Source organism: Holdemania filiformis (genome assembly GCF_003459085.1).
Classification (GTDB): Bacteria; Bacillota_I; Bacilli_A; order Erysipelotrichales; family Erysipelotrichaceae; genus Holdemania; species Holdemania filiformis.
Map to the genome: position 1 here is coordinate 62,913 of NZ_QRUP01000009.1, position 25,120 is coordinate 88,032.

At 52.6% G+C, this 25,120-nt stretch carries 25 protein-coding genes; 17 read left to right on the plus strand and 8 right to left on the minus strand.

Translation table 11 applies throughout. The features are described from left to right. The first annotated feature begins 17 nt into the window (after nt 1-17). The 9 genes from DWY25_RS08710 (at nt 18) to kduD (ending at nt 8,657) form a co-directional block, all read left to right on the plus strand. Nucleotides 18-470 carry a PTS sugar transporter subunit IIA gene (locus tag DWY25_RS08710; protein ID WP_006058689.1) on the plus strand — a complete coding sequence of 151 codons (453 nt, stop codon included), beginning with the start codon at nt 18-20 and terminating at the stop codon, nt 468-470. 141 nt (nt 471-611) lie between these two features. Next, on the plus strand, nt 612-923 hold the full coding sequence (locus DWY25_RS08715; RefSeq protein WP_117894909.1) for a PTS fructose transporter subunit IIB: 312 nt from the start codon (nt 612-614) through the stop codon (nt 921-923). 18 nt (nt 924-941) lie between these two features. Beyond that, on the plus strand, nt 942-2,036 hold the full coding sequence (locus DWY25_RS08720) for a PTS fructose transporter subunit IIC (protein ID WP_117894910.1): 1,095 nt from the start codon (nt 942-944) through the stop codon (nt 2,034-2,036). Between the two features lie 80 nt (nt 2,037-2,116). After that, on the plus strand, nt 2,117-3,001 hold the full coding sequence (locus tag DWY25_RS08725; protein WP_117894911.1) for a class II fructose-bisphosphate aldolase: 885 nt from the start codon (nt 2,117-2,119) through the stop codon (nt 2,999-3,001). A gap of 322 nt (nt 3,002-3,323) precedes the next feature. Further along, nucleotides 3,324-4,001 (plus strand): RpiB/LacA/LacB family sugar-phosphate isomerase, encoded by a 678-nt coding sequence (locus DWY25_RS08730; protein WP_020224012.1) that lies wholly within the window; start codon nt 3,324-3,326, stop codon nt 3,999-4,001. Nucleotides 4,002-4,004: 3 nt separating this feature from the next. Then, nucleotides 4,005-5,069 (plus strand): iron-containing alcohol dehydrogenase family protein, encoded by a 1,065-nt coding sequence (locus DWY25_RS08735; protein ID WP_117894912.1) that lies wholly within the window; start codon nt 4,005-4,007, stop codon nt 5,067-5,069. 61 nt (nt 5,070-5,130) lie between these two features. Then, on the plus strand, nt 5,131-6,210 hold the full coding sequence (uxuA, locus tag DWY25_RS08740; RefSeq protein WP_006058696.1) for a mannonate dehydratase: 1,080 nt from the start codon (nt 5,131-5,133) through the stop codon (nt 6,208-6,210). Then, entirely contained in the window at nt 6,201-7,808 is a 1,608-nt protein-coding gene (locus DWY25_RS08745) for a mannitol dehydrogenase family protein (protein WP_117894913.1), read from the plus strand. Before uxuA ends, DWY25_RS08745 begins: the two co-directional genes overlap by 10 nt. Before the next feature lie 81 nt (nt 7,809-7,889). Next, the gene (gene kduD, locus DWY25_RS08750; RefSeq protein ID WP_220412930.1) at nt 7,890-8,657 is read left to right on the plus strand and encodes a 2-dehydro-3-deoxy-D-gluconate 5-dehydrogenase KduD; all 768 of its coding nucleotides are present in this window, start codon (nt 7,890-7,892) and stop codon (nt 8,655-8,657) included. A gap of 343 nt (nt 8,658-9,000) precedes the next feature. On the opposite strand, the gene DWY25_RS08755 is transcribed toward kduD, so the two are convergent. Continuing rightward, on the minus strand, nt 9,001-9,837 hold the full coding sequence (locus DWY25_RS08755; protein ID WP_117894915.1) for an Abi family protein: 837 nt from the start codon (nt 9,835-9,837) through the stop codon (nt 9,001-9,003). A 287-nt stretch (nt 9,838-10,124) separates the two neighbouring features. Between DWY25_RS08755 and dhaS the strand changes: the two genes are divergently transcribed. Further along, nucleotides 10,125-10,682, plus strand: a complete 558-nt coding sequence (gene dhaS / locus DWY25_RS08760) for a dihydroxyacetone kinase transcriptional activator DhaS (RefSeq protein WP_117894916.1) — start codon at nt 10,125-10,127, stop codon at nt 10,680-10,682. Between the two features lie 14 nt (nt 10,683-10,696). On the opposite strand, the gene DWY25_RS08765 is transcribed toward dhaS, so the two are convergent. From DWY25_RS08765 to DWY25_RS08775, 3 genes are all read right to left on the minus strand, one after another. After that, nucleotides 10,697-10,930, minus strand: coding sequence for a hypothetical protein (locus DWY25_RS08765; protein WP_006058703.1), 234 nt, complete (start codon nt 10,928-10,930; stop codon nt 10,697-10,699). A gap of 160 nt (nt 10,931-11,090) precedes the next feature. Continuing rightward, nucleotides 11,091-12,005 carry a thioredoxin-disulfide reductase gene (gene trxB, locus DWY25_RS08770; RefSeq protein ID WP_420809872.1) on the minus strand — a complete coding sequence of 305 codons (915 nt, stop codon included), beginning with the start codon at nt 12,003-12,005 and terminating at the stop codon, nt 11,091-11,093. 2 nt (nt 12,006-12,007) lie between these two features. Continuing rightward, nucleotides 12,008-12,328, minus strand: coding sequence for a thioredoxin family protein (locus DWY25_RS08775; protein ID WP_072685006.1), 321 nt, complete (start codon nt 12,326-12,328; stop codon nt 12,008-12,010). 163 nt (nt 12,329-12,491) lie between these two features. Between DWY25_RS08775 and DWY25_RS08780 the strand changes: the two genes are divergently transcribed. Continuing rightward, nucleotides 12,492-13,391, plus strand: coding sequence for a mechanosensitive ion channel family protein (locus tag DWY25_RS08780; protein ID WP_181981762.1), 900 nt, complete (start codon nt 12,492-12,494; stop codon nt 13,389-13,391). Between the two features lie 67 nt (nt 13,392-13,458). After that, a complete protein-coding gene (locus tag DWY25_RS08785; RefSeq protein ID WP_117894919.1) occupies nt 13,459-15,507 on the plus strand; it encodes a S9 family peptidase in 2,049 nt (682 codons plus the stop codon). Between the two features lie 112 nt (nt 15,508-15,619). Here DWY25_RS08785 and DWY25_RS08790 read toward each other — a convergent pair whose 3' ends face one another. Together DWY25_RS08790 and DWY25_RS08795 are read right to left on the minus strand one after the other, a co-directional pair. After that, entirely contained in the window at nt 15,620-16,081 is a 462-nt protein-coding gene (locus DWY25_RS08790) for a GNAT family N-acetyltransferase (protein WP_187117670.1), read from the minus strand. Then, nucleotides 16,081-17,574: an NAD(P)H-hydrate dehydratase gene (locus DWY25_RS08795; RefSeq protein WP_117894921.1), complete on the minus strand. Its 1,494-nt coding sequence runs from the start codon at nt 17,572-17,574 to the stop codon at nt 16,081-16,083. The genes DWY25_RS08790 and DWY25_RS08795 overlap by 1 nt, the downstream gene beginning before the upstream one ends. A gap of 88 nt (nt 17,575-17,662) precedes the next feature. Here DWY25_RS08795 and DWY25_RS08800 point away from each other — a divergent pair, with 88 nt between their 5' ends. From DWY25_RS08800 to DWY25_RS08810, 3 genes are all read left to right on the plus strand, one after another. Beyond that, nucleotides 17,663-18,796 (plus strand): M20/M25/M40 family metallo-hydrolase, encoded by a 1,134-nt coding sequence (locus tag DWY25_RS08800; protein ID WP_117894922.1) that lies wholly within the window; start codon nt 17,663-17,665, stop codon nt 18,794-18,796. Nucleotides 18,797-18,890: 94 nt separating this feature from the next. Beyond that, complete coding sequence (locus DWY25_RS08805; protein ID WP_072685011.1) at nt 18,891-19,187, plus strand: hypothetical protein; 297 nt, start codon at nt 18,891-18,893, stop codon at nt 19,185-19,187. Nucleotides 19,188-19,250: 63 nt separating this feature from the next. After that, nucleotides 19,251-19,892 carry a lactate utilization protein gene (locus DWY25_RS08810; protein ID WP_006058713.1) on the plus strand — a complete coding sequence of 214 codons (642 nt, stop codon included), beginning with the start codon at nt 19,251-19,253 and terminating at the stop codon, nt 19,890-19,892. Nucleotides 19,893-20,137: 245 nt separating this feature from the next. Here the strand turns inward: DWY25_RS08810 and DWY25_RS08815 are convergent, their stop codons facing one another. Beyond that, nucleotides 20,138-22,114: an SUMF1/EgtB/PvdO family nonheme iron enzyme gene (locus DWY25_RS08815; protein ID WP_117894923.1), complete on the minus strand. Its 1,977-nt coding sequence runs from the start codon at nt 22,112-22,114 to the stop codon at nt 20,138-20,140. A 485-nt stretch (nt 22,115-22,599) separates the two neighbouring features. Further along, nucleotides 22,600-23,205: a histidine phosphatase family protein gene (locus DWY25_RS08820; protein WP_117894924.1), complete on the minus strand. Its 606-nt coding sequence runs from the start codon at nt 23,203-23,205 to the stop codon at nt 22,600-22,602. Nucleotides 23,206-23,426: 221 nt separating this feature from the next. Here DWY25_RS08820 and DWY25_RS08825 point away from each other — a divergent pair, with 221 nt between their 5' ends. Further along, entirely contained in the window at nt 23,427-24,185 is a 759-nt protein-coding gene (locus DWY25_RS08825) for a TVP38/TMEM64 family protein (RefSeq protein WP_117894925.1), read from the plus strand. 3 nt (nt 24,186-24,188) lie between these two features. Next, a complete protein-coding gene (locus DWY25_RS08830; RefSeq protein ID WP_117894926.1) occupies nt 24,189-25,067 on the plus strand; it encodes a glycosyltransferase family 2 protein in 879 nt (292 codons plus the stop codon). The last annotated feature ends 53 nt before the right edge of the window (nt 25,068-25,120 follow it).

Genomic DNA, 25,120 nt, shown 5'->3' on the forward strand with positions numbered 1-25,120 from the left:
ATAAGGAGAGAAAACGTATGGCATTAGCGGATATTCTGGATGAAAACATCATCGACCTGCATTTGAAAAGCACGACGAAAGACGAAGTGCTGCGCGATTTGAGCGCGCATCTGCTGGAGGCAGGCTACATTGAGGACGTCGAGCAGTTCGTCAAGGACATTTACGTCCGGGAAGCGGAAGGGATTACCGGGATGGGCAATCACATCGCGATTCCTCATGGCAAAAGTCATGCCGTCAAAAAGATCGGGATCGCCATCGGCCGCTGCGAGAATGAGATTGAATGGGAAAGCTACGACGACGAGCCGATCAATCTGGTCTTCCTGTTCTGCGTCAGCGACGACGCTGATTTCGCGTCCAACCACATGATGCTGCTGGCGGAGCTGGCCGGCAAGCTGGGCAACGACGAGCGCGTGGAGAAGCTGCAGAAAGTTACAACAAAGCAAGAACTGATCGATTTGTTCCTCAACTGATAACCAAAATTACCGCAATTTAATCGTTACTTAATCAAAAAATTACCGTAATAAAGTTCCCTCAGTTGTTAAACTAAAGCGCTTGCAACATGATAAATTATGATCATGCCAAAGAATACAAAGGATGGGAGGTGAACCCAAATGAAGATTGTAGGAATTACAGCTTGTACCGCAGGCATCGCGCATACCTATATCGTTGCGGAGAAAATCCAGAACGCAGCGGAGGCCGCAGGCCATCAGTGCAAGATCGAAACGCAGGGGACGATCGGCGCACAGAACAAACTGACAGCGGAAGATATCGCCGCGGCCGACGTTGTCATCGTCGCCCATGATATCGCTGTCGGCGGAATGGAACGTTTTGCCGGCAAGCCGACCGTTGACATTCCGATCAGCGTCGCGATGAAGAATCCAAAAAGCTTGATCGCCACGATCGAAAAGAAAATCCAAAAATAAAAAGGGGTAGATGAATCCATGAAAAAGTTGAACTTTAAAAAACACATGATGACCGGCATCTCGTACATGATTCCGATGATCGTGGCCGGCGGTATCCTGGGCGCCTTAGCGAAAGGCTTCGGCGGATGGGAAGTCGGCAACTATGCGCCGGAAGCGGGCGCAACCATCTTCAGCAACCTGAACTGCTTCGACTGGAAACAGTTCTGGTGGATGATTTCCAAATTATCTGACTACGCGATGAGCTTCGGCGTTGCGGTCATGACGGCCGGCGTCTGCTACTCGATCGCTGAACGTCCGGGCATCGTGCCGGGCTTCATTATCGGCTATGCGGCTAACCAGTCGAAAGCGGGCTTCTTAGGCGGTCTGCTGATGGCGTTTGTGATCGGCTATTTCATCCAGTGGATGAAGACCTGGAAACTTCCGAAGTGGATGGTCGGTCTGATGCCGGTTATGATTATTCCAGTTATCGCAACCTTTGTCTGCGGCGTGGCCTTCTTCGCGATCGTGGCGAAACCAATGGCGATTGCCATGAACGCTCTGCAGGGCTGGATCATGAGCCTCAACGGCGGCTCCAAGTTCATCATCGGCGCAGTTATCGGCGCAGGCATGGGCTTCGATATGGGCGGCCCGGTCAACAAGACAGCTTCCATGGCAGCCAATGCGCTGGGTGCTGACGGTATCTACGGACCAATGTCGGCCAAGATCATCGGCGGCATGACGCCACCGTGCGGCGTCTTCGTTTCCACACTGTTAACACCGAAAAAATTCTCGGCTACTGAAAAAGAAACCGCGAAAACCGCATTCCCAATGGGCCTGTGCTTCATTACTGAAGGCGTTCTGCCTTTTGCGGCAGCGGATCCGGCCCGTTTCATTCCAGCTTCCATGATCGGTTCAGCGTTAGCCGGCGGCATTGCTGTGGCGATGGGCGTTGAATCGGTTGCCGGCCACGGCGGAATCTTCGTCTTCCCGATGATGACCAACTGGCTGTGGGCGGTGATCGCCTTAGTTGTCGGCTCGGTTGCGACCGGCGTCATTTACTCGGCAATCAAGAAGCCGAGCGAGGAAGGCCAGGAAGAGGAAGAAGAAATCGTCGACCTGGACATCAATCTGTAAGCTTAACGCTCAGTCTCTAAGCTTAACGCTCAGTCTCTAAGCCATTTGTAATTATATTAAGGAAAGAAAGAAGGAGATCTATGTTAGTTTCGATGAAGGATATTCTGCAGCACGCGCACAAGCATAATTACGCGGTGATGGCAGTCAACAGCATCAATATGGAAATGGCCCGCGCGGTGATCAGCGCCGCCGAGGAAGAACATTCCCCGATTATCGTCCAGATGGGTCCGGGTCAGATCGGCAAGCATGCGCATCTGACGGAGATCGTTCCGCTGGTCAAGGAACTGGCTGAACGCGCCAGCATTCCGGTTGCGTTAAACCTGGATCACGGCGGAAAGCTGGAAGATATGGTTACGGCCATCCACAACGGCTTCACCAGTCTGATGATCGACGCTTCTTCCTATCCTTATGAAGAAAACGTCAAGCGGACCTCGGTTGTCTGCGCGCTGGCGCATCCGCACGGGATCTGCGTTGAAGCGGAGCTGGGCCATGTCGGCCAGGCGGCAGACGGCGACAACAGTAAAGTCGACCTGTATACCAACGTCGAAGAAGCGAAGAAGTTTGTGGAAGACACCGGCTGCGACGCTTTGGCGGTAGCGATTGGCACAGCGCATGGGGATTATCCGAAGGGCTATGTGCCGGAGCTGAACTTTGAACGTCTGGCCGAGCTGAAAAAAGCGCTGGATATGCCGTTAGTTCTGCACGGCGGCAGCGGCAGCGGCGAAGAAAACATCCGCAAGGCCGTCGCCGGCGGCATCAACAAGATCAACGTCTGCACCGACGCTTTCCATGCCGCGAAAAACGCGATGCTGGAAAACCTGGAAGTCAAACCGAACGCGGACTACCTGGAATTGTGCATGACGGCGGAAGCCGCGGTGAAGCAGTTTGTCAAGGACTATATCCGCGTCATCGGCTCCAACAACCAGTATTTCTACGGCGAATCGGTTTCGACCGGCAACGAATAAATCCTCCCATTTTTAACAGCGGACATCCGGTACCCGGAAGTCCGCTTTGTTTTCACCGCTTCCAATCGAGAAATCAGGGAAACTCTGCAGCATAGCCCGACCGCTCGAAAACGTTGGCTTAAAAGGCAGAGCAACATCTGTCGCGACAAGCTTTTCATACTTATTTTGTCTTCGGTTTTTTCAGGCAGGGCGGATAAACGACAATTTACCACATTAAAATGACGAGGATTGATAATCCGGAGCGAATCGTTTATGATACTTTTATAGACAGGAACAGGAAAACGATGTTCCTGTTAAAAAGAAGAAAAGGAGAAACAAACACATGAAAATTGCATTAATGAATGAATTCAGCCAGGCTCCGAAGAATACGATTATTCTGGAACAGCTGAAAGATGTCGTCGAACCGATGGGCCACACCGTTTATAACACCGCGATGGCAAAACCGCTGCTGGACAAGGATGTTCCGGAAGCGTATACGGAAGAAAATCCACGTCTGACCTATCTGCATCTGGGCATTCAGGCCTGCCTGCTGCTCAACAGCGGTGCGGTGGACTTTGTCGTTACCGGCTGCGGCACCGGTCAGGGCGCGCTGATGTCGCTGAACGCATATCCGGGCGTTGTCTGCGGCTATTGCATCGAACCGTCGGACGCTTACCTGTTCTTGCAGATCAACAACGGCAACGCGCTGTCGATCCCTTATGCGAAAGGCTTCGGTTGGGGCGGCGAGCTGAACATCCACACGATTTTTGAAAAAGCATTCGGTTCTCCGAAGGGCATGGGCTATCCGAATGAGCCGGGCCGCAAGGAATCGCAGAACCGCAATGCCGCGCTGTTAAACGAAGTGAAGGCCGCAGTGGGCAAGCCGGTTCTGGAAGGCTTGAAGGCGCTTGATCAGAACATGGTCAAGGAAGCGCTGACGCAGCGGTTCCAGGACTGCTTCTTTGCCGGCTGCCAGAACGCCGAGCTGGAAGCTTATGTGCGTGAAGTCTTAGGCAAATAAAATATGAAAAACGTGACCCTTCCGCGCTATACGATCGGCCCGGACGCACTGAATGATCTGGAACGCGTCGTTTCCGCTTACGGACGCAAGGTAGCGCTGATTCATGGCGCGAAAGCCTATGCCGCCTGTCAGGCGCTGTTAACTCCGGCGCTGGGTTCGCTGGACGTCGTCAGGGAAGTCTGTTACGGACAGGAAGCAACCTACGAGAACGTCGCCAGGCTGACAGAGGATCCGGATGTGCGACGCGCGGATGTGCTGGTGGGCATCGGCGGCGGCAAATGTCTGGACACGGTGAAGCTGGCCGGCGATCAATTGGGAAAACCGGTCGTCACGATCGCGACGATCGCCTCCACTTGCGCGGCGGTAACCAAGATCAGCATCATGTATAACGCCGACGGTTCATTCAAGGATATTCCAAAGCTGAAGGCCGCGCCGGTGCACTGCCTGATCCCGACTTCGGTCATTGCCGAAGCGCCGATTCAGTATTTATGGGCCGGCATCGGCGATACGATGGCGAAGCATGTGGAATGTACGTTCTCTGCCCGCAACGATCAGTTGGATTATGCCAGCGAACTGGGCCGTACGATCAGCGCGATGTGCTTTGAACCGGTGATCGCCCATGGCGCCAGCGCACTGCGCGCAGCGAAAAATCAGGAAGTCAGTGACGATTTGGAACAGATCATCCAGAATATCCTGATCTCCACCGGCAGCGTTTCGCTGCTTGTCCATCCCGATTACAACTCCGCGCTGGCGCACGCTCTGTTCTACGGGCTGACGGTGCGCGAGCATATCGAGAAGAACCATCTGCATGGCGAGGTTGTATCCTACGGCACGCTGGTGCAGCTGATGATGGACGGTCAGCAGGAAATGCTTCAAAAAGCCTACGCCTTCCATCGGCAGATCGGGCTGCCGGTCTGTCTGGCGGACTTAGAGCTGAGCAAGGACGATCCGTTAAGCGATGTGCTGGAAATGGCGGAAAAGAATCAGGAACTTAACCACGTTCCGTATCCGGTCACCCAGGCGCTGATCCGCAAGGCGATCGACGATCTTGAAAACTACGCAGGCTAAACAGTCTGAACAAAGGGACAAGCCGTCCCTTTTCTTTTAGGTAAAGGAGGAAATAAAACCTATGGAAATGACACTACGCTGGTATGGAACCGGCTACGATTCCGTAACACTCGAACAAATCCGTCAGATTCCGGGCGTCCGCGGCGTCATCACGACGCTGTATGACACGCTGCCGGGCGAAATCTGGACGCCTGAGCGGATCGCGGCGATGAAAGACGAGGTCGAGGCTTCCGGACTGCGCGTCAGCGGGATTGAAAGCGTCAACGTTCACGATGCGATCAAGGCGGGAACGGCGCAGCGCGACGAAATGATCGATCATTATATTCAGACGCTGGAAAACCTGGGTAAAGCGGACATCCACATGGTCTGTTATAATTTTATGCCGGTTTTCGACTGGACGCGGACCGAGCTGGCCCGCAAGCGTCCGGACGGTTCGACGGTGCTGGCGTACACGCAGAAAGCGGTGGACGAATTGAATCCGGAAAAGATGTTCGCTTCGATCGGTGCGGACACCAACGGTTTTATCCTGCCGGGATGGGAACCGGAACGGATGGACCGGATCAAGGAATTGTTTGAGCTGTACCGCAGCGTCGATGAGCAGCAGCTGTTTGAAAATCTGCGGATTTTCCTGGAAGCGATTATGCCGGTCTGCGACCGGTATGATATCAACATGGCGATCCATCCGGATGATCCGGCCTGGAGCGTCTTCGGGCTGCCGCGGATTATTATCAACGAGCGCAATCTTCAGCGGATGATGAAGATGGTCGACAATCCGCACAACGGCGTGACGTTTTGTTCCGGTTCTTATGGAACAAACCTGGAGAATGATCTGCCGCACATGATCCGCTCGTTAAAAGGCCGGATTCACTTCGCGCATGTCCGCAACCTGAAGTTTAATACGCCGGATGATTTTGAGGAAAGTGCGCATCTGTCCAGCGACGGCAGCTTTGATATGTATGAAATTATGAAAGCGCTGTTCGATATCGGTTTCGACGGCCCGATCCGTCCGGATCATGGCCGGATGATCTGGGGCGAGAAAGCGATGCCGGGCTATGGTCTGTATGACCGGGCGCTGGGTGCGGCTTATCTCAACGGTCTGTGGGAAGCGATTGTCAAAAGCGAGGGCCGCGTATGCGATTAACCGACGAAGGACTGAAAGACCGGCAAGGCTGGCTGGATCATGGCTACACGCTGCCGCAATACGATCGCGGGCGGATGCGCCAGGCGACGCTGGCAACGCCGCGCTGGATTCATTTTGGTGCCGGGAATATCTTCCGCGCGTATCAGACGTGGCTGATGCAGAAGCTGATCGAAGCCGGGGAAGTTTCGGAAGGCCTGATCGCGGCGGAAGGGTATGATGATGAAATTGTCGACGGGATGCTCAATCCCCATGACGATTTGAATATTCTGGTCACCCTGAAAGCTTCGGGCAGCGTGGAAAAAACGGTGATCGGCAGTCTGGCCGCCGCCCTGAAGCTCGATCCGGCCAGTGCGGATTTCACGACGCTAAGAAACTTATTCATCCAGCCGAGCCTGCAGCTGGCCAGCTTTACGATCACGGAAAAAGGGTATCGTGTCCGCGATGAAAAAGGGCAGATTCTGCCGGAGATCGCCGCTGAATTTGAACGGGGGCCGCAGGCGGCGCTCAGCTATATCGGCAAGGTTGCCGCGCTGCTTTCCGCACGGTATCAAAACGGGGCGCTGCCGATCGCGCTGGTCAGTATGGACAACTGTTCGCACAACGGTGAAAAGCTGAAACAGGCGATGGTGACGATGGCTGAAGGCTGGACGCGCGCGGGCAAGATGGAAGCAGGTTTTCTGGACTATGTGCAGGATGAAGGCCAGGTCAGTTTCCCGTGGACGATGATCGACAAGATCACGCCGCGGCCGGATCCGGCGATTGAAGCGTTATTGAAGCAGGACGGAGTGGAGGATGTCAGCCCCATCATAACGGCCAGGCATACCTACATCGCGCCGTTTGTCAACGCGGAGGAATGCGAGTATCTCGTCGTTGAGGACCGCTTCCCCAACGGCCGTCCGCCGCTGGAAAAAGCCGGCGTGATGTTCGCGGACCGGCAGACGGTGGAGCGGGTGGAGCGGATGAAGGTTTCGACCTGTCTGAATCCGGTGCATACCGGTCTGGCGGTGTTCGGCTGTCTGCTCGGCTTCACCAAGATCAGTGCGGAAATGCAGGATCCGGATTTAAAGCGGCTGGCGGAACGGATCGGCCGGGTGGAAGGGTTGCCGGTCGTGACGAACCCGGGAATTCTGGCTCCGGAACAATTTCTTGACGAAGTGCTGACGCTGCGCATCCCGAATCCCTTTATGCCGGATACGCCGCAGCGGATCGCGACCGATACCTCGCAGAAGCTGGGCGTGCGGTTTGGCGAAACTGTCAAGGCGTATTTGAAGGAAGGCCGCCCGCTTTCCGATTTAAAGGCGATCCCGCTCGTCTATGCCGGATGGCTGCGTTATCTGTTGGGGATTGATGATCAGGGGCAGCCGATGCCGTTAAGTCCGGATCCATTGCTGGACACGCTGCAGCCGCTGCTGGAAGGCATAACGCTGGGGCAGACCTGCCCGCCGTTGACCGGCGTGCGCGCTATTTTAAAGAATTCCCCGATTTTCGGACTGGATCTGGAAGCCGCAGGTCTTATCGAACGGGTGGAAGCTCTGTTGACTGCAATGCTGCAAGGCCCGGGCGCTGTGCGGCAAACCTTGCATGAACAGTTAGATTGAAACGCTTGTGAAAAGATAAATGACCGATACAAAATAGGGTTTTTGTGCTATTGTTAGAGTAACTGAGTGAGGAGGATGAATATGATTTATAAAGAAGGAATGCTGGCGGGCAAGGTCGCGTTAGTCACCGGGGCCAACCGGGGGCTGGGTTATGCGATGTGCGTCGGGCTGGCGGAAAACGGCGCGGATATTTTCAACATCGGCCATGGCGACGATACGAATATCCGGGAAGCGATCGAAAAGCTTGGACGCCATTATCATTACATGAAGGCGGATTTATCGAAACCGACTAAAGCGTTGACCGACGAGATCGTCGCGGAAGTCGTTAATGTCTACGGGCATCTGGATATTCTGCTGAACAACGCCGGCGTCAACCGCCGCGCGCCGTTTCTGGAATACGCCGAAGCGGATTGGGATTACACGCTGAATTTAAATCTGAAACAGGTATTTTTGCTTTCGCAGAGTGCGGCCAACCAGATGGTGAAGCAGGGAACCCGCGGTAAAATCATCAATATCGCAAGCATGCTTTCCTTCACCGGCGGCATCCTTGTGCCGGCTTACACCGCCAGCAAATCGGCGATCATGGGGCTGACGAAGGAAATGGCCAACGAACTGTCAAGCAAGGATATCAACGTCAACGCCATCGCGCCGGGCTACATGAAGACGCCGCTGACGCAGGCGATGCAGGACGATCCGGTCCGCAACAAAGAAGTGCTCGACCGTCTGCCGATCGGTTACTGGGGCGATCCGTCCGTGCTGCAGGGACCGGTGGTCTTTTTGGCAAGCGAAGCTTCCGACTATATCTGCGGCGCGACGATTCCTGTCGACGGCGGCTGGCTGGCACGCTAAAGAAGTTATCGAATCGAAGATCGAATCCAAGGCCGGTTTTTCCCTGCGGGAAGCCGGTCTTTTCCTTGTTTAAGCTCTTGCCCTTAGAGCTTCATGAATCTTGAATTGGATGGACATTTGACTTTATGCCGGGAACAGGGATTGTAAACACCAAGAAGATCTCGGAACAGTTTGGCTTCGGTAACAAAATCCCTTAGCGGCACTGGGGTGAATTTTTACTAAAGCTCACTTTTCGATTTCGGTGAAAGCAGACTTTAGGATTTTCATTTGAAACTTTTAATTGATATTCACCGTCCTATAGCATATAATAACATTGTAAATGGCACTCGGTGCGGAAGAAAACTCACGATTGATCGTGAGTTTTTTCTATGTTTAGATTTTTTATCATGTTCAAATATTTTTTCCTGTCTGATATTTTTCTTAGCTCATGTGTTTTAGGATTATAGAATCTGATTAATATTTCCAGACTATTGCAATGCATTACACAGTTTCTAATGGATACTAGACAAAACACTTTATCAATAAAATCAGGGACTTTATCAACATTAAATGTCATTTGAAACTTTTTTAAATCTTGAAAAATTCTGTTTTGCATTGAATTGTCAAGACAGGTAAAGACGGTTAGCATATCTCCTAAACTCATTCTATCAAAAAAGCAATAAACATCAGCATATTTAAAAATATCTTTTTTTAGAGCATTTATGCGATTGCTCATGTGTTCAATTCTATTTTTTTTATATTTCGACGTTAAAAAAGCAAATTTTAAGTTTAATTTATCAAGAAATAATTCCAACTGGTTTGAATCTTGGATTTCATAGTTTGTAAGAACATTATAAGCGACGCTGGTTTTAAAATGTATTTCAAAATCTAATATGTTTGTAATGATAATAGGATAAGACTTTCTTTCATTGATAAAGAAATTATAGTACTCCTGAAATTCTATATCTCTCTCGTATACATGTTTTCCGTTTACTTTTTCAACTTCTTTCTTGCTATTTAATTTAGCGAATTGATGTTTAAACGGAGTAATTACGTTAATGTAATTATATTCTAGCAGCTTGTTTCCTGCGATTTCTTTATTCATCTCATTAAATTGAACTCTTTTTTGTTCATTTAAATATTGTAATTGCTCGGAAATAGTTTTCGCTTGCTTATATTGCTGGAAATTACTTTTATCCATTTCGCCCCTTCTTCCTAATGCTTATTTAATTATAGTAGATGTGATAATTAATACCAATATTAATTTTAAATAGAGAGTATTCAGTGGTTTTTAATCCTAACACTCTCTTACCGACATCAGAGGCTGCAGCGCTTCGTAAAATGACCGAGCTGGGATCAAAATCACATTTATCAGAAGCGGACAAGCTTCATTCTTTCCCTTTTGATCAAAATAGCTTACAATAAAGCTAACGTAGAAACAGGATTTGCGGCCGGAAGTCTGGCAAGTGCGGATCCGGGAGGCAGGATATGGCGGATCTGACGAAAAAAGCGATCGCGGAAGGCTTGAAAGAATTGTGCCATCACAAGGACTTTAACAAAATTTCTGTGCGGGATATCACGGAACAATGCGGACTCAATCGTCAGACGTTCTATTATCATTTCCAGGATAAATACGAATTGCTGGACTGGATTTATTATCAGGAAGGGTTTGTTTATCTGGCCAGCGACGTTACCTTTGACAACTGGCATCAGCACATGGAAAAACTGCTGACCATGATGCGCGAAAATCAGATCTTCTATGAAAATACGATCAGCGCTTCGCCGCAGTGTTTTGAGGATTATCTGTTCCAGATTACCTGTACGCTGTTTGAGGAAGCGATCCGCCGTCTGGACGGAAGTCTGCGGCTGCAGGAGGCGGATGTGCGGCTGTATTCCCGGTTTTACAGCTATGGAATGTGCGGGATTATCCGCGACTGGGTCCGGGGCGGAATGAAGGAAAGCCCGGAATCCTTATCGCTGCGGATCCGAAAACTAGCCAACGACAGCGAGAAAATGGCGAGTCTGCGACTGCAGGGGCAGTTCTAAGCCAAAGAAAAAGGCTAGATCCGATGGATCAGCCAGGCTGTCGTGTCTTCAATACTCGTTTTTTTCAATTGATTGAAGCATTCTTCACTGATCAGCGATCTGTCATATTCCGGCAGATCCTTTTTTTTCAGCGTGCAGGTCAGATCGACGAGATTGCGGGCGGTCTGCCGTCCGGATTTGCCGCGGCGCAGCCGATGGCGGGCGGCGGTTTCCAAAAGTGATTGCTTCAGCTTTGCGTCCAATGACATTTCCTATCCCTTGCTTTCTGAAATTATCATACGGGAACGATCGGGATTTGCCTATAAGCAGTTTGCCCGTTGTGTCGTAATTTCAGACAAATTTCAGCCCGCCAAAAAGACCGCGGAAACCCGCGGTCATGAAATCTGTCATCCAAGGAAGAATGGAAGCTTACAGAGAAGCGAGGTATTCCTCGACAAAATGGCTGGCGACTGCGCCGTCGCTGGCGGCGGTGATGACCTGCCGCAGCGCTTTGGTGCGCACGTCACCGATCGCGAAGACACCCGGCAGCGAGGTTCTCGTCGTTTCATCCGCGGCGATGTATCCATGATCCAGATCCAGCTGACCTTCAAACAAAGCGGTGTTGGGCAGCTGACCGACCGCGACGAAGACGCCGTCGCATGCGATTTCCTGCAGCTCGCCGCTGAATTTATCGCGCAGCCGCAGACCGGTGACCTTCTGATCGTGCAGAATGGCGTCCACCGTGCTGTTCCAGATGAATTCCAGATTATCGCAGCTTTGCAGCGGATTGAGGTAAACCCGGTCGGCCCGCAGCGTGTCGCGCCGGTGAATCAGGATCACCTTTTCGCAAATCCGCGAAAGGAACAAAGCGTCCGCCGCCGCGGTGTTGCCGCCGCCGATCACCGCGACCGTCTTGCCCTTATAAAACATGCCATCGCACGTCGCGCAGTACGCTACGCCGCGCCCCACCAGTGAATCCTCTTCCGGCACGCCCAATTTCCGCGCCGATGCACCGGTCGCCAGAATCACGGCGTCCGCCGTCAGCTCGCGGCTGTCGGTCACAATCTTCTTGGGGACTGCGGTTAAATCCACGGAAAGCACTTCTTCCAAATAAGTTTCTGCGCCGAACCGTTCCGCCTGCGCCTGCATTTTCATGCCCAGCTCAAAACCATCGACGCCTTCGTCAAACCCCGGGTAATTGTCGATCTGCGCGGTGGTCGCCATCTGGCCGCCGGCCGACAATTTTTCCAGAATTACAGTGCGGAAACCAGCCCGGGCGCAATACAGCGCCGCCGTGTATCCGGCGGGGCCGCCGCCTAAAATAACGACTTGTACGTGTTCCATCATCAGATCCCCTGTTCTTCCAGCCAGCTCATGATCGCGCCGCGCGACGGCGGATTGACCAGCGTTGAACCCTGGACGCCCTGCTTGAACAGGATCAGCGACGGAATCGTGTTGACGTCGAATTTTTCTTCCAGCTCCGGCTGTTGATCAATATCGACGGTCCCGATCCGCACCCGGCCTTCCAATTCTTTTTCCAGCTTGGCGATGACCGGGGCTAAACGCCGGCAGTACATGCACCAGGGCGCCTGGAAATCGAGCATGACCGGCAGGTCGGAATGAACGACCTCCTGATCAAAATTATCCTTTGTAATTACCGTTGCCATAACGAATCCTCCTTTATGTTATTCTGGTTTCATTATAGCCGTGAAAAACGCGGGAAAACAAGGAATTTGCCTGCAAACTCCGGGAAATCTTTCAATTCCATGAAGAAGGATTGAATAAGACGTCGATTTTCGTTAAACTTAAGCACAAGACAGGGGGATGTTCATGACTGGAATTCTAGGAAAAACAATCACGGATTATTTCAACGGTTTTCTAAGCACGCTCGCTGAGAACAGCGGGCTGTTGTTCTGGAAAGCCGTCGGCATACTGCTGATCATCGTCGGCGGGAAGCTGGTATTGAATCTGATTTCTCAATTAACCGCCCGGCAGATCAAAAAATCCGAGGAAATGCCGGAAATGCAGGCGCGCCGCGTGCAGACAATGATGACGATGACGCGCAGCACCTTCCGTTATATCGTCTACGGCATCTGCGCTTTGATGATCCTGGCGCAGCTGGGCTTCGGCAACGCGATCAACAATTTGTTGTTATCCGCCGGGATCGGCTCGCTGGCATTAGGCATCGGCGCGCAAAGCTTAATCAAGGATGTGGTCACCGGGTTTTTCATGATGTTTGAAAAGCAGTTTTCGGTCGGCGATTATGTTAAGCTGGACGATATTGAAGGCACCGTGACGGCGACGGCGATGCGCGTGACCTATTTGAAAAATTTCGCCGGGCAGCAAATTATCATTCCCAACGGCTCGATCGGCCGGGTGATCAATTATTCCCGGATGGATTCGCTGGCGAAGGTTACGGTCAGCACGCCGTATGAAGCGGACAGCCGTCAGGTGATGGAAATTCTCGATCAGGCGGTCAAGACGTATGCCAAGCAGGTCAAGGAGATCATCGTCGAGGAACCGAAGGTTCAGGGAATTACGGAGCTGGCGGATTCCTCCGTCAACATCACGGTCATCTGCCGCACGCAGCCCTTACGGCATTGGGAGGTTGAGCGGGGTCTGCGTCTGGCGGTCAAGGAAGCGCTGGACGAGGCCGGGATCGGCATTCCGTATCCGCAGCAGGATGTGCATTTGAAAATGGAAGCGGAAGATTCGTCACAACCAAATTGACGTTGCGTTCTGGCAGCGGTAAAATAAGGGCAATGAGCTCCATTTTCAGGGGCAGGGGGAGAATAAAATGGCAAAACCAATTCAAATTGATACGTTTAAAGAATACCAGTATTTGTCGGAAGCGACGTTATCCGCGGATGGGCGGCGCTGCGTTTATGTGCAGAGCCAAAGCAACGCGGAAGGCACCGGGTATGAGCACGATCTGAGGTGCTGGGACTTTGATCAGAAACGCAGTATTGCTTTGACGTCAGGCCACAAAGAACGTAATTTTTTGTTTGAAGACGCGGAACATATCCTGTTTCCAGCCGATCGGACCGGCGAGGATGAAAAAGCGGCGAAGCAGGGGAAGACGCAGACGACCTATTACCGCCTCAATCTCAACGGCGGGGAAGCACGGAAGGCGTTTACGCTGCCGTGGAAGGTCACGGCCTTAAAACCGGTCGACGGGGAAACCCTGGCCGCGCTGGTTTTGAAGGATCTCAACGAGCTGCAGGTAGAGGGGCTGGAAGGCAAGGCGCTCGACAAGGCGCTGGCGCAGCGGGAAGAAGAAAAGGATTACGAGGTTTTAGACGAGCTGCCGTATTGGTTTAACGGCCGTGGCTTTATCAATAAAAAAAGAACCTGGGCCGTGCTGGTAAAACCGGGCACGGACGAGGCTCAGATCTTATCGCCGAAATACATGGATGTGCGGCATTTGGAAATCAGCCCGGATCACACGAAGATCGCGATCGCTGGTCCTGAATTCGATTCCGTCAACAGCCAGACTTCAGTCTTGTATTTAATTGACCGGGCCAGCGGTGAGCGGAGGACGTTGGTGCCGTCGGGGAAATGGAGCTTCGGCCATCTCGGCTGGCTCAACGATAACCAGCTGGCCGTCACGGCAACCGACTATCAAACCTGGGGATCCAGCGAGAATGCGAAGCTGTATACAATTGATATTGCCAGCGGTGCGATGACGCTGCTGAACGGCGAGGATCTGTCGTGGGGCAGCTCTGTCGGCAGCGACGCCAAGCTGTATGGCGGCCGCGGCTGGAAGATCGTGAACGGCGAGATCTGGACGTTATTGACGTGGGATAACCATTCCGAACTGACGGTATTTGATCGTCAGGGGCAGCGCCGGGCGTTAACGACGGCGGAAGGCTCCGTCGATTTCTTCGACGTGCAGAACGGCCGGATCGTGATGAGTGCAATGCGCAAAATGCGGCTGCAGGAGCTGTACGAATTGAAAGACGGCGCGGAAGTCCAATTGACCCATGTCAACGACGCCGTGCTTGCGGAGTCCTATGTCGCTCAGCCGGAGAAGGTCAGCTTCACCAACGACGGCGTGCGGATTGACGGCTGGGTGCTGAAACCAATCGATTTTGATCCGGTGAAAACCTATCCGGCGGTGCTGGATATCCACGGCGGACCGAAAGCGGCGTATGGCGAAGTCTTCATGCATGAGATGCAGTACTGGGCTTCCCAGGGCTACTTTGTGTTCTTCTGCAACCCGCGCGGTTCCGACGGCCGCGGCAATGAGTTTATGGATCTGCGCGGCAAGTATGGAACAGTCGACTATTCTGATATCATGACGTTCACGGATCTTGTGCTGAAGACCTATCCGATGATCGATAAACATCGCGTCGCGGTCACCGGCGGCAGCTACGGCGGATTTATGACCAACTGGATTATCGGTCATACCGATCGCTTCGCGTGTGCTGCCAGCCAGCGCTCCATTTCCAACTGGTTCTCCAAGTCGCTGACAACCGATATCGGCTACTATCACAACATGAGCCAGATGGACTCGACGCCATGGGAAAATCCGGAAAAAATGTGGGGCTTCTCACCGTTAAAATACGCGGACAAGGCAGTGACGCCGACGTTGTTCATCCATTCCGATCAGGATTACCGCTGCTGGATGGCGGAAGGCTTACAAATGTTCCAGGCGCTGAAGCTGCATAACGTTGACGCCCGGATCTGCCTGTTCCATGGTGAAAATCATGAGCTGAGCCGTTCCGGCAAGCCGATTCACCGGATCCGCCGGTTGAAGGAAATCACGCAGTGGTTCGATCAGTACACCGATCATCTCAGCGTGCTGGAACCGGAAGAAGAAACGGAAAACGAAACAGAATTATAATACAGAAAGATCAAAAACGGACGGCTTATCACAGTCGTCCGTTTGTTTAGGTTAAATTAAAGTCAAAATGAAACGAAATCGATAGGGATAAAACATTGTGGTCCGTCTGGGGTTAACCCCACGTCTTTCGCATCGTCGTGTTGATCAGCACCTGATCGCCCCGGCAGACCTGATTGCGGCGCACAGCTTTCCAACCTTGCCGGCGGAAAAACGGTTCGGCGGTCAATGAAATATCACTTTGCAGGAAGACCGCGCCCTGGCTGCGGGCCTGAGCTACAATAGCGTTCAACAAAGCGGTGCCGACGCCTTGACGCTGAAAGTCGGGGTGGACGTAGAAACAATCCAATTGAGTCGGACTTTCCAGATTCGCAAAGCCTGCCAGCTGATCTTCACAGAACGCACCGATCGTCCAGGTGATTAAAAACCGCTCGGTCCAGCCGGGTTTTTCAGCGCCCGCTGTCCAGGCGGCGCATTGGCTGGGGGTGTAATCCCGGATGGCGACTTCCTGGACGCTGCGGAGAAACAAGTCGCGGATCGCCGGTAAATCAGCGCGGGTGACGGGACGGATTTCCATTACCGCCATAACTCCTTCTGATGATCGAATAAGAAGGCGTCCAGACCGGCCAGAATTTCCTTGTGATGAACGCCGTACAGCGAGGTCTTTTCAATCGCTTTATCCGCGGCTTTGCCATGCAGCCAGACACCGCAGCAGGCGGCTTCCATCGGTGTCAAGCCGCGCGCAGCGAGAGCGGCGATCATGCCGGTCAGCAGATCGCCGCTGCCGGCTTTGGCCAGGCTTGGGTTGCCGGTCTTGTTGACGCAGCGCAGACCTTCCGGCGAAATGATCAGCGTGTCCGCGCCTTTTAAGACCAGCGTCACCTGATGAGCGAGCGCGTATTCCTCGGCGCAGCGGATCCGGTCCGCCTGAATTTCCTCGACGCTGCGGCCGCACAGCGCGCTGAACTCCCCAACATGCGGCGTGAGAATCCAATCGCCGTGAGGGGTGTTGAGCCACTCCGGGTGACGTGCCAGACAGCGCAGTGCGGCGGCGTCCAGAATTACCGGCACGGAACTGCAGTGCAGCACTCTTTCCAATACCGTTTCCAGATTTGCCAGATGATCGCAGCCGCTGCCGATCGCCACGGCGTCGGATTGATTAAGCAGAGCGGTCAGATCCGCTTCCGAAAGCGTGTTGGGATGATAAACGATGTGCGGACAGGCGGCCTGCAGGATCGGATAAACGGCGGGATCGACAAGCGCGTGAAGCATGCCGCAGCCCATTGCCTGGGCCGCTTCCAGATTGAACTGGGCTGCGCCGGCCATCCAGGGACTGCCGGCGATCACGGTTAACCGGCCCGTCGTGTTTTTATAATCATTGTCGTGCAGCCGCGGCAGCAGGCGCGTGACCTGCAGCGCGTCCATCTGGATCCAGCGCGATGCCTCCGGCTCTGCGAACCCCAGCCCAATCGGAATCAGCCGGTCCAGCTTCTGATGTTCCCGGCTGAATAAGTGAACCGGCTTCAACGCCCCCAATGCCAGCGTCAGCTCGCTGTGCAGAGCATCGGGATCCCCCAGACTGTGATCCGCTTCCAAGCCGCTGTTCAGGTCGATGCTGACAACGGGCAGGCGCTGCTGGTTGATCCAGCGGAAAGCGCTGCGCAAAAAATCCGGCAGCGGGGCATGAAAATTAAATCCGAACACGCAGTCAACGATCACGTCGTAGCGCTGCGCCATCGTCTGAAACTGGGTTTCGCTTAATTCCTGATAGCCATAGATCAGGCAGGAATCCGGCAGCTTCTGCCGGGCTTCAATCGCTGCCGGGGTACGGATGTCGTCCAGCATCAGAATGATTGCCACCTGCCGGTTGGCCGCTAAGCAATGCCGGGCGATCACAAACCCGTCGCCGCCGTTGTTGCCGCTTCCGCACAGGATCAGAAACGAGTCATTTTCCGGATATTCGTGCAGCAGTGTGTCGGCGCAACGTTTGCCCGCCAGCTCCATCAGCTGTGTTTCAGTTTTGCCGCTGGCCGCTTCCGCCGCGGCGATTTGATTCTTCTCGAGGATCACGGGGATCACCTCCTGGCACTATTCTAACATAAATTGTTCCGCCGCCGAAAAGAATGGTATAATGAAACCTGAAAAAGGGGGTATTTCTTTGATTTGGAATGAAGCTTTGGAACAGTATGTCAGCGATCATCAGGATGAGGTTGTGGAACTGATCCGCACGCTGGTGGCGATCCCGGCCTTCAGTAATCATGAACAGGCCCGCGCCGAGTACTGCGCGAAGTGGTTTCGCGATGTCGGTGCGGAAGATGTGAAAATCGATGAGGCAAGCAATGTCATCGTTACGCTGGGCGATGTTCAGGCCGGCAAGGCCGTCGCGTTTATGGCGCACCTGGACACGGTGTTCCCGGATGAAACCGGCTTTGAGCTGGTGGAGGAAGACGGCTGGCTGAAAGCGCCGGGAGTCGGGGACGACACGGCGAACGTCGCGCTTTTGATGGTCATCACCCGGTATCTGCTCGAGCAGAAGTGTCCGCCGAAGCAAGGCGTTTTGATCGTGCTGAACGCTGGTGAGGAAGGTCTGGGCAACCTTAAGGGCTGCCGCCGGCTTATGCAGGATTACACGGATAAGCTGAGCGAGGTTTACTCGTTTGACGGCTCCTATAAAGGTTACGTCAACAAGGCGGTCGGTTCCGTCCGCTACCGCGTCGAGGTGAAAACGGAGGGCGGTCATTCCTACGGCGCTTTCGGCAACCGCAACGCGATCCGCGTGCTGGCTTCCCTGATCGACGCGCTGTATTCTGTCAAAGTGCCGCAGGGCGGCAAGACCACCTATAATGTCGGCACGATTGAAGGCGGCACTTCCGTCAACACGATCGCCCAGCAGGCTTCGATGTTGTTTGAATTCCGCTCCGATGTGCGCGAGCATCTGGATCAGCTGCGCGGCATGTTCGACAGTCTGATCGACGCTTACCGGAAGATGGGCGTGGAAGTCAATGTCGAGATTTTAGGCGAACGGCCGTGCATGGGCGAAATCGACCAGGAGAAACAGCGGGCGATTGAGAAAAAGGTCGAGGATTTGATCGAACGACGGATCGGCGTGCGGCCGGAGGGACATTCCGGATCGACCGACTGCAACATTCCGTTTTCACTGGGTATTAACTCGTTATGCTTCGGCGGCTATCTGGGCGAGGGCGCGCATACCCGCGAAGAAAAAATCGAAAAGGCGTCGCTGCTTCCGGGGCTGGGCGTCATGATGGAATTTGTTCTGGATTATTTTCTTTGATTTGAATTCTGAAAAAACGGCTTGATTCCGTGATTCGACTTTATTTAATTGATGTTCAATGCTATAATAAAATCGATTAGGGGGTACCTTTCTAATGGAAAAGAAAACAGTACAAGATTATATCGACATTATCAATCAGAAAAAATGGGATGCCCATAACATCCAGTGGCTGTATATTGATATCAACGCCAAAGAGCTGATGACGGAAGTGGAGCCGAAAGTGAACAATCTGACGGCCTGCTGCAAAGCGATGATTGAAATCATGCTGGAAGGCGACCGGTTTATGGAATTGCCGAAAGTCAAAACCAAGATTGGCGGCGCGCTGACCGTGCGTTATTATTGCGACAACTTGAGTCCGGAACGCCGGAAGTATTCAGAAGTCAATCAGTAATGAAAAGGGCCGCGCTTTCGCCGCGGTCTTTTTTGTCAAAAAAATAGAAAAGAGGAGAGTCGTATGGATAAGTATCGTAAGCGCAGAGCAGTGGCCGTCGCCCATGAAATGGTCGATCTGTTAGCGGAAAAGGGGTATATCACCTATTATGCCGAAAATGTGGAGGAAGCCCGCGACAAAGTGCTCGAGCTGATCCCCAAGGGCGCCAGCGTCGGCGTCGGCGGATCGGAAACGCTCAAAGCGATGGATATGATCAATATCCTGCGCAACGGCGATTATCACTTTTTTGACCGCTACCAGGAGGGACTGCCGTTTTCCGAGGTTGAGGAAATCTACCGTCAGGCCTTGTTGGCGGATGTCTTTCTGACCAGCAGCAACGCGATCACGCGGCAGGGCCAGCTGGTCAATATCGATTCGTCCGGCAACCGTGTCGCGGCGATCAGCTACGGACCGCGCAAGGTCATCGTGGTCGCCGGGGTAAACAAGGTTGTCGATACGCTGGACGACGCGATGAAGCGGCTGCGTCAGATCGCGCCGCTCAACGCGATGCGCGTGCATCACAAAGCGCCGTGCGTCGAAACGGGAAAGTGCATGGATTGCCAGATCCAGCAGTCGGTCTGCAATTCGGTCGGCATTATCAACCATGGCCGGAAGACGCCGGGCCGTTTTACAATCATCATGATCGCTGATGAAATCGGATTCTGATCGGCTTGACCCACCTGCTGTACACGGGCGAATTCTACAGAAAAGTAGTTTCAGGTTTTTATTGCAATGATAATAAAAACGGCGCGTTTGCACCGTTTCAATTCAGTTTTTCAAGCGAGGAGCTGCGAAGTCTTGTTTTTCAGACTTTTCAGTTCTTCGCTTTGTTTTATAGAGAAGCGTTTTTAATTGTGTTAAAAAGATAATGATTGTTTTGTAATCATCTTAAGAATGAACTCAGCATTCGCTTATTTTTCAATCAGCCAATCGAGCAAGCCGATTTCTTCACTTAGATAAGCAAGCGCGGGAACGTCGGTATGCTCAGCGCCTTCCAGTTGTGTGATTACAGCCTGGGAATTATACTGGCTCAACTTTTCCATAAAATCGAGCGTGGACTGGGGATTAACGACTTCGTCAGCTGTGCCGACAAACGTCCAAATCGGCATATCGCTCAAAGCTGAAAGTGTCGTTTTGCCGGCCCGCACGCCTCCGCTCAAGGGCGCGATTCGATGGAACAGCTCGGGGTAAGCGATGGCAATATTCCATACTCCGGCACCGCCCATGCTGAAGCCGGTCAGATTGATATTGCCGCTGTCGATCGGATACGTTGATACTATTTTCTGAATGACGGAAACAACATTCTCTTTTGCGGCAATCCAGTCCTTATGATCTGCCGCAAGTTGTGGAATCAGGACATAAGCGGGAATTTCACCCAATGTTCCGTCTGCCAGCCATTGAACAAAGCCTTGTGAAGTCAGCAGCGTATCGAGATCGTCACCTTTTCCAGTAATACCATGGAGATAAACGATCAACGGCTTCTTTTCTGCGGTGTCGTCCGGGGTATACAGCCAGAAATTCAGCCCATCTATGTTCATTTTTTCCATAGCATTAACAGGGAAGCTGGCGTCATTACTGCCGCAGATTGCTTTGACGCTGTATGCTTTAGAAATATTATCGGCGATGGCGACATAAGAAATGGGCTGGACAATATAGCTGTGGATACTGCCTGGATCCAATTGATCGATCGTAATGATCGTTTCTTCGACTGTTTCGAGCATTTGAATCAGCCCCGTTTGATCAAAATATTCATAAATCTGGTATTCGACCGCTCCGTCAACACGCTGCCAAGTCAGCGTAATACTGTCAGCAGAGGTAGAGACTGCCGACACAACGGGAGAGGGTAGCGTTGCAAGTTCTACCTGTTGCTCCGGTTCTTTTCCGTTAAGGACCTGAATCACGCGGAAACCCACATCCTCATAACCCAAGTCAGCTTCCCGGCTTTCCTTTCGATACTCGGTACGGCATTCTGTTCGCTCAGAAAGCCAGGAGCCGCCTTTGGTGCCCAACCTGAAGATTCCATCAGAGTTAGCTCTTATTGTTGAAGTCCATTCCCAAACGTTGCCCCAGAAATCAATCGCGCCATGAGCGCCTCTTGTTATACCTTCATACTTGTTCACCGGGGTTCTCTCCCCATTAACACCGCAGTTAAAATCAGCGTCTTTCGGCATGTGGCCTGCGGCCAGTTCCCATTCGCTTTCACTGGGGAGCCGGTAGGTATTAACGCCATCCATCTCTGTCAGCCAGGCACAATAAGCCTGCGCGTCCTTGTAGGACACATAGTTAACAGGATAAGCAGGTTCGCCTTGTGGATAGGTCCCATTCGTCCAGTTGACGGGAGGCTGTATTCCCGTGGCTTCGATAAATTCCGCATATTCTTGATTTGTGACAGGTGTGCGCTTAATATAAATGCTTTCACCGGCTCCCATAACGGGGATATATTCATACTGCGGAGCCTCGGCAATTTTCCATTTCAGAAGCCGCGTATCAGTAAAGCGAAGCATGCTGCTGTTAATGCGGCTCCAGTAGGTTACAAGCATTTCCTGGACAATTTCCTCCATCTCTGCAACCTTTGCTTCACCGCCAGGTTTCCCAACTGTTTCCGCTTTCAGCTCGGCAAGTTTCGCTTTCTTCCGGTCAAGCACAACATTGTAGTCTTTAATAACCTGATCGCGAAGATTTAAATAATTCTCTTCTGTCGGTGCTTTCTGGCAGAGTAAAATCAGGTTTTTGGTTTCTTCGTTAAGCTCCGGTTGTTCTGTTTCGGTGAAATCAATGTTTTCCGATGTATTTATTGGTCTGGCATCCACGGGAATGCTGGAAAGTAAGAGAAGAGCTGCGAGCGCCACCATAAAAACGCCCATGGTTTTGTGTGATAATTTCATCATCGTTCCTCCTGTATGAATTGGGATAAGCGAACATCTGAACCGAGCGATCCGATTGATCCAGACATCCTTTTAAGAAGCAATGGAGCATTCAGTTCATGCTTATTGTAGCGTGGCCTCCGTTGGCAGTTCGAGGGTGAAAAGTTGGCAAAACTGTGGCAAATGCTAACGTTAAACAGGCAGAAGAATAGAAGGAGAAAGCTCGGTGAACTTTTAAATGCTCGAAGACGTCCTTGATTTTCACAGGCTTACGGACTTTCCTTGAACTGATCTTGCCTTTTGAGCTATAAACCGGAGAACAAAAACTTTTTGAGCGTCAGTTTGACGGAGTGTTTATCAAGTTACGGACAGACCTGAGTGGATTGTGAAGAAATATAATTTACAGGACTTCAGCAGTAATCGTCAAAAAATATAAAAAAGCCATGCAGATTATCCTGAAACAGAAAAAATGCATGGCTTTTTTATTGGCTTTATCCCAAGACGGCCGGTTATTGCAGAAAAGACAGATCGCTGAGCCGGCGCACGATCCGCTTGCCCCCGCGCAGCCAAAGTTCCGAAACGCCGCCGGCGGAGCCGGCCAGCTGAATCGAATTCAGCGCTTCCGCTGCCAGTCCCAGCCACAGGGCATGGAGGATGCCCAGCGTATCGCCGTGTGAAACAAGAAGCAGGATTTCCTCCTCCTCTGTCAGCAGCTCTTCCAGCAAGGGCTTGAGCTGGACGTATTGTTCGCGGCGGGTCTGGGCGGATGGGAACAGCCGGTCGTCGATCGTGATTTCCGACTGCAGCAAATTTTCTTTCAGCCAGGCCACGGAATGGCCGACAGCTTCGCCCAGGTTCCGCTCCCGCAGCCGGATTTCTTTTTCCGGTGTGATATTCAGTGCTTGTCCGACGATCTGCGCCGTGTGCCAGGCACGCTTGAGATCCGAGGAAAGAAGCCGGACCGGCTTGCCCTTGAGTTCTTCTTTCAAATGGAAGGCGATGCGCTGCGCCTGTGCGACGCCCAGTTCGGTTAAATCCCAATCCGTCCACGAGCCGACCCTGCCGTTGAGATGATGCTCGGATTGCGGATGCTGCAGCGTATAAATGATTTTCATACAAGACCTCGCTTTCCCTGCTTTTTCGAGATGTCAGGAAATCCATTATAGCCAGACCTGGCGGGAAATGCCAGCGGAGAAGGGAGAATCGCTGATAAAAACATAATTTTTTGACCTTCATCGCTTCTTCAGCAAGGCTTAAGAATTTCTTTTGAATTTCCAGAAGGGGATCTTCATGTTTAACGGGTAGAATAAAACCAGTAATCAGGAGGACCCTCAAGATGGAACAGAAAACAAAGTGGCAGAAACGTGTGCGTTGGTTCTCAATCGGCGCGATCATTACCTTTACCATCGTCATGACGGCGGTGTTGTTCGTTTTATTTCAAAGCGTGGCTTCAGATCCGGCGCAGTTTAAAGTCTGGCTGGAACAGTTCGGCTGGCTGGGCCGGGCCGTGCTGGCGGGCATGATGGCGCTGCAGGTGTTAGTCGCGTTATTGCCGGGAGAAATCATTGAAACCGGCGCAGGTGTCGCTTACGGCCCGATCGAAGGCTTGATCCTGTGCCTGATCGGCGCGGCGGTCGGCACGGCGCTGATCTTCTGGCTCGTACGCCGCTACGGCTCCAGCTTAGTCGAATGCCTGGTGCCGAAGGAAAAGCTCGATAAGCTTTCGTTTTTGAAGGATGAACAGAAGCTGGACAATTTGATCTTCCTGATCTTCTTAATTCCCGGCACGCCGAAGGATATCATCACCTATTTTGCCGGGTTAACCCCCGTTAAGTTCTCACACTTCCTGTTGATCACCACCGTCGCGCGGATTCCGTCGGTCATCACCTCGACGCTTGCCGGGGACAAGCTGATCCAGCAGGATTTCGCATCGGCCTTCTGGATTTATGCGATTACGATCGCCTTCAGCGGCGCAGGGCTGCTGCTCTACCGCGCGGTGATGAAAAAACGCCAGCAAAAAGCGCTGGAGCATCAACGAAACGAACAGACGAAAACCAAGAAAGAGAAGACGGCCTTTGTGCCGTCCGAGGGATAAATCATGAAAGTCAGCGTCTTAATCCCCGCTTATAACAGCGAGAAAGAAATCTATACCTGCATCCGTTCCCTGTTGGAACAAACCTATCACGACTTTGAAGTGATCGCCGTCGATGACGGATCCACGGACCGCACCGGATCGCGGCTGGACTTCTACGCGAAGATCCATCCCGAGCTGATCACAGTCATCCATCAGGAAAACCGCGGCGTAGCGGCAGCCCGCAACGCGGCGCTAAAGGCTGCGAAGGGCGAATTCATTTTGTTTCTGGACAGCGACGACTGGATGAAGCGGCGCACGCTGGAAACGCTGGTCGCGGCGCAGGCCCGGTATCAGGCCGACGTCGTGATCTGCGGCAACGTTTATGAAGGCCGGATCACAACCCGCCGCCACGTCCGACGTGTTCAGATTCCGCACAAGCGGACGCTGATGAAAATGCTGATGAAGGACCGCCAGGTGCGCAACTACGCCTGGGGCAAGCTGATCCGGCGGTCGCTGTTCGACGGTCTGCAGTTCTGGGAAGGCCGGGTGTTTGAGGACGTCCAGCTGATTCCCCAGATATTGCTGAGGGCGGAGAAGACCGTGATCGTTCCGGATACTCTGGTTCATTACAATACCCGTCGGCCCAACAGCCTGACCTATTCACTGCGCCCGGATATCCTTAAGGATATGCTGGAAGCGTTCCAGGATCAGGCCCGCTGCATCGTCGCCTATGATCCGACGCTGACACGTCCGGCCCGGGTCATGCTGGCGCGGGTGCGGTTAGTGATCGGGAGCGCGCTGGCGCTGCACGGCCGCTTTGACGATCCGCTGATGGATCAGATTCTGCCGTTTTCTGAACCCTCGCCCAGCACAGAATTCCTCGTTCACCGCAATCTTTACTAATTCTTAAGCTTTTTATCCGTTGCAACTTCATGAGTTTATTCTATACTAAAGGA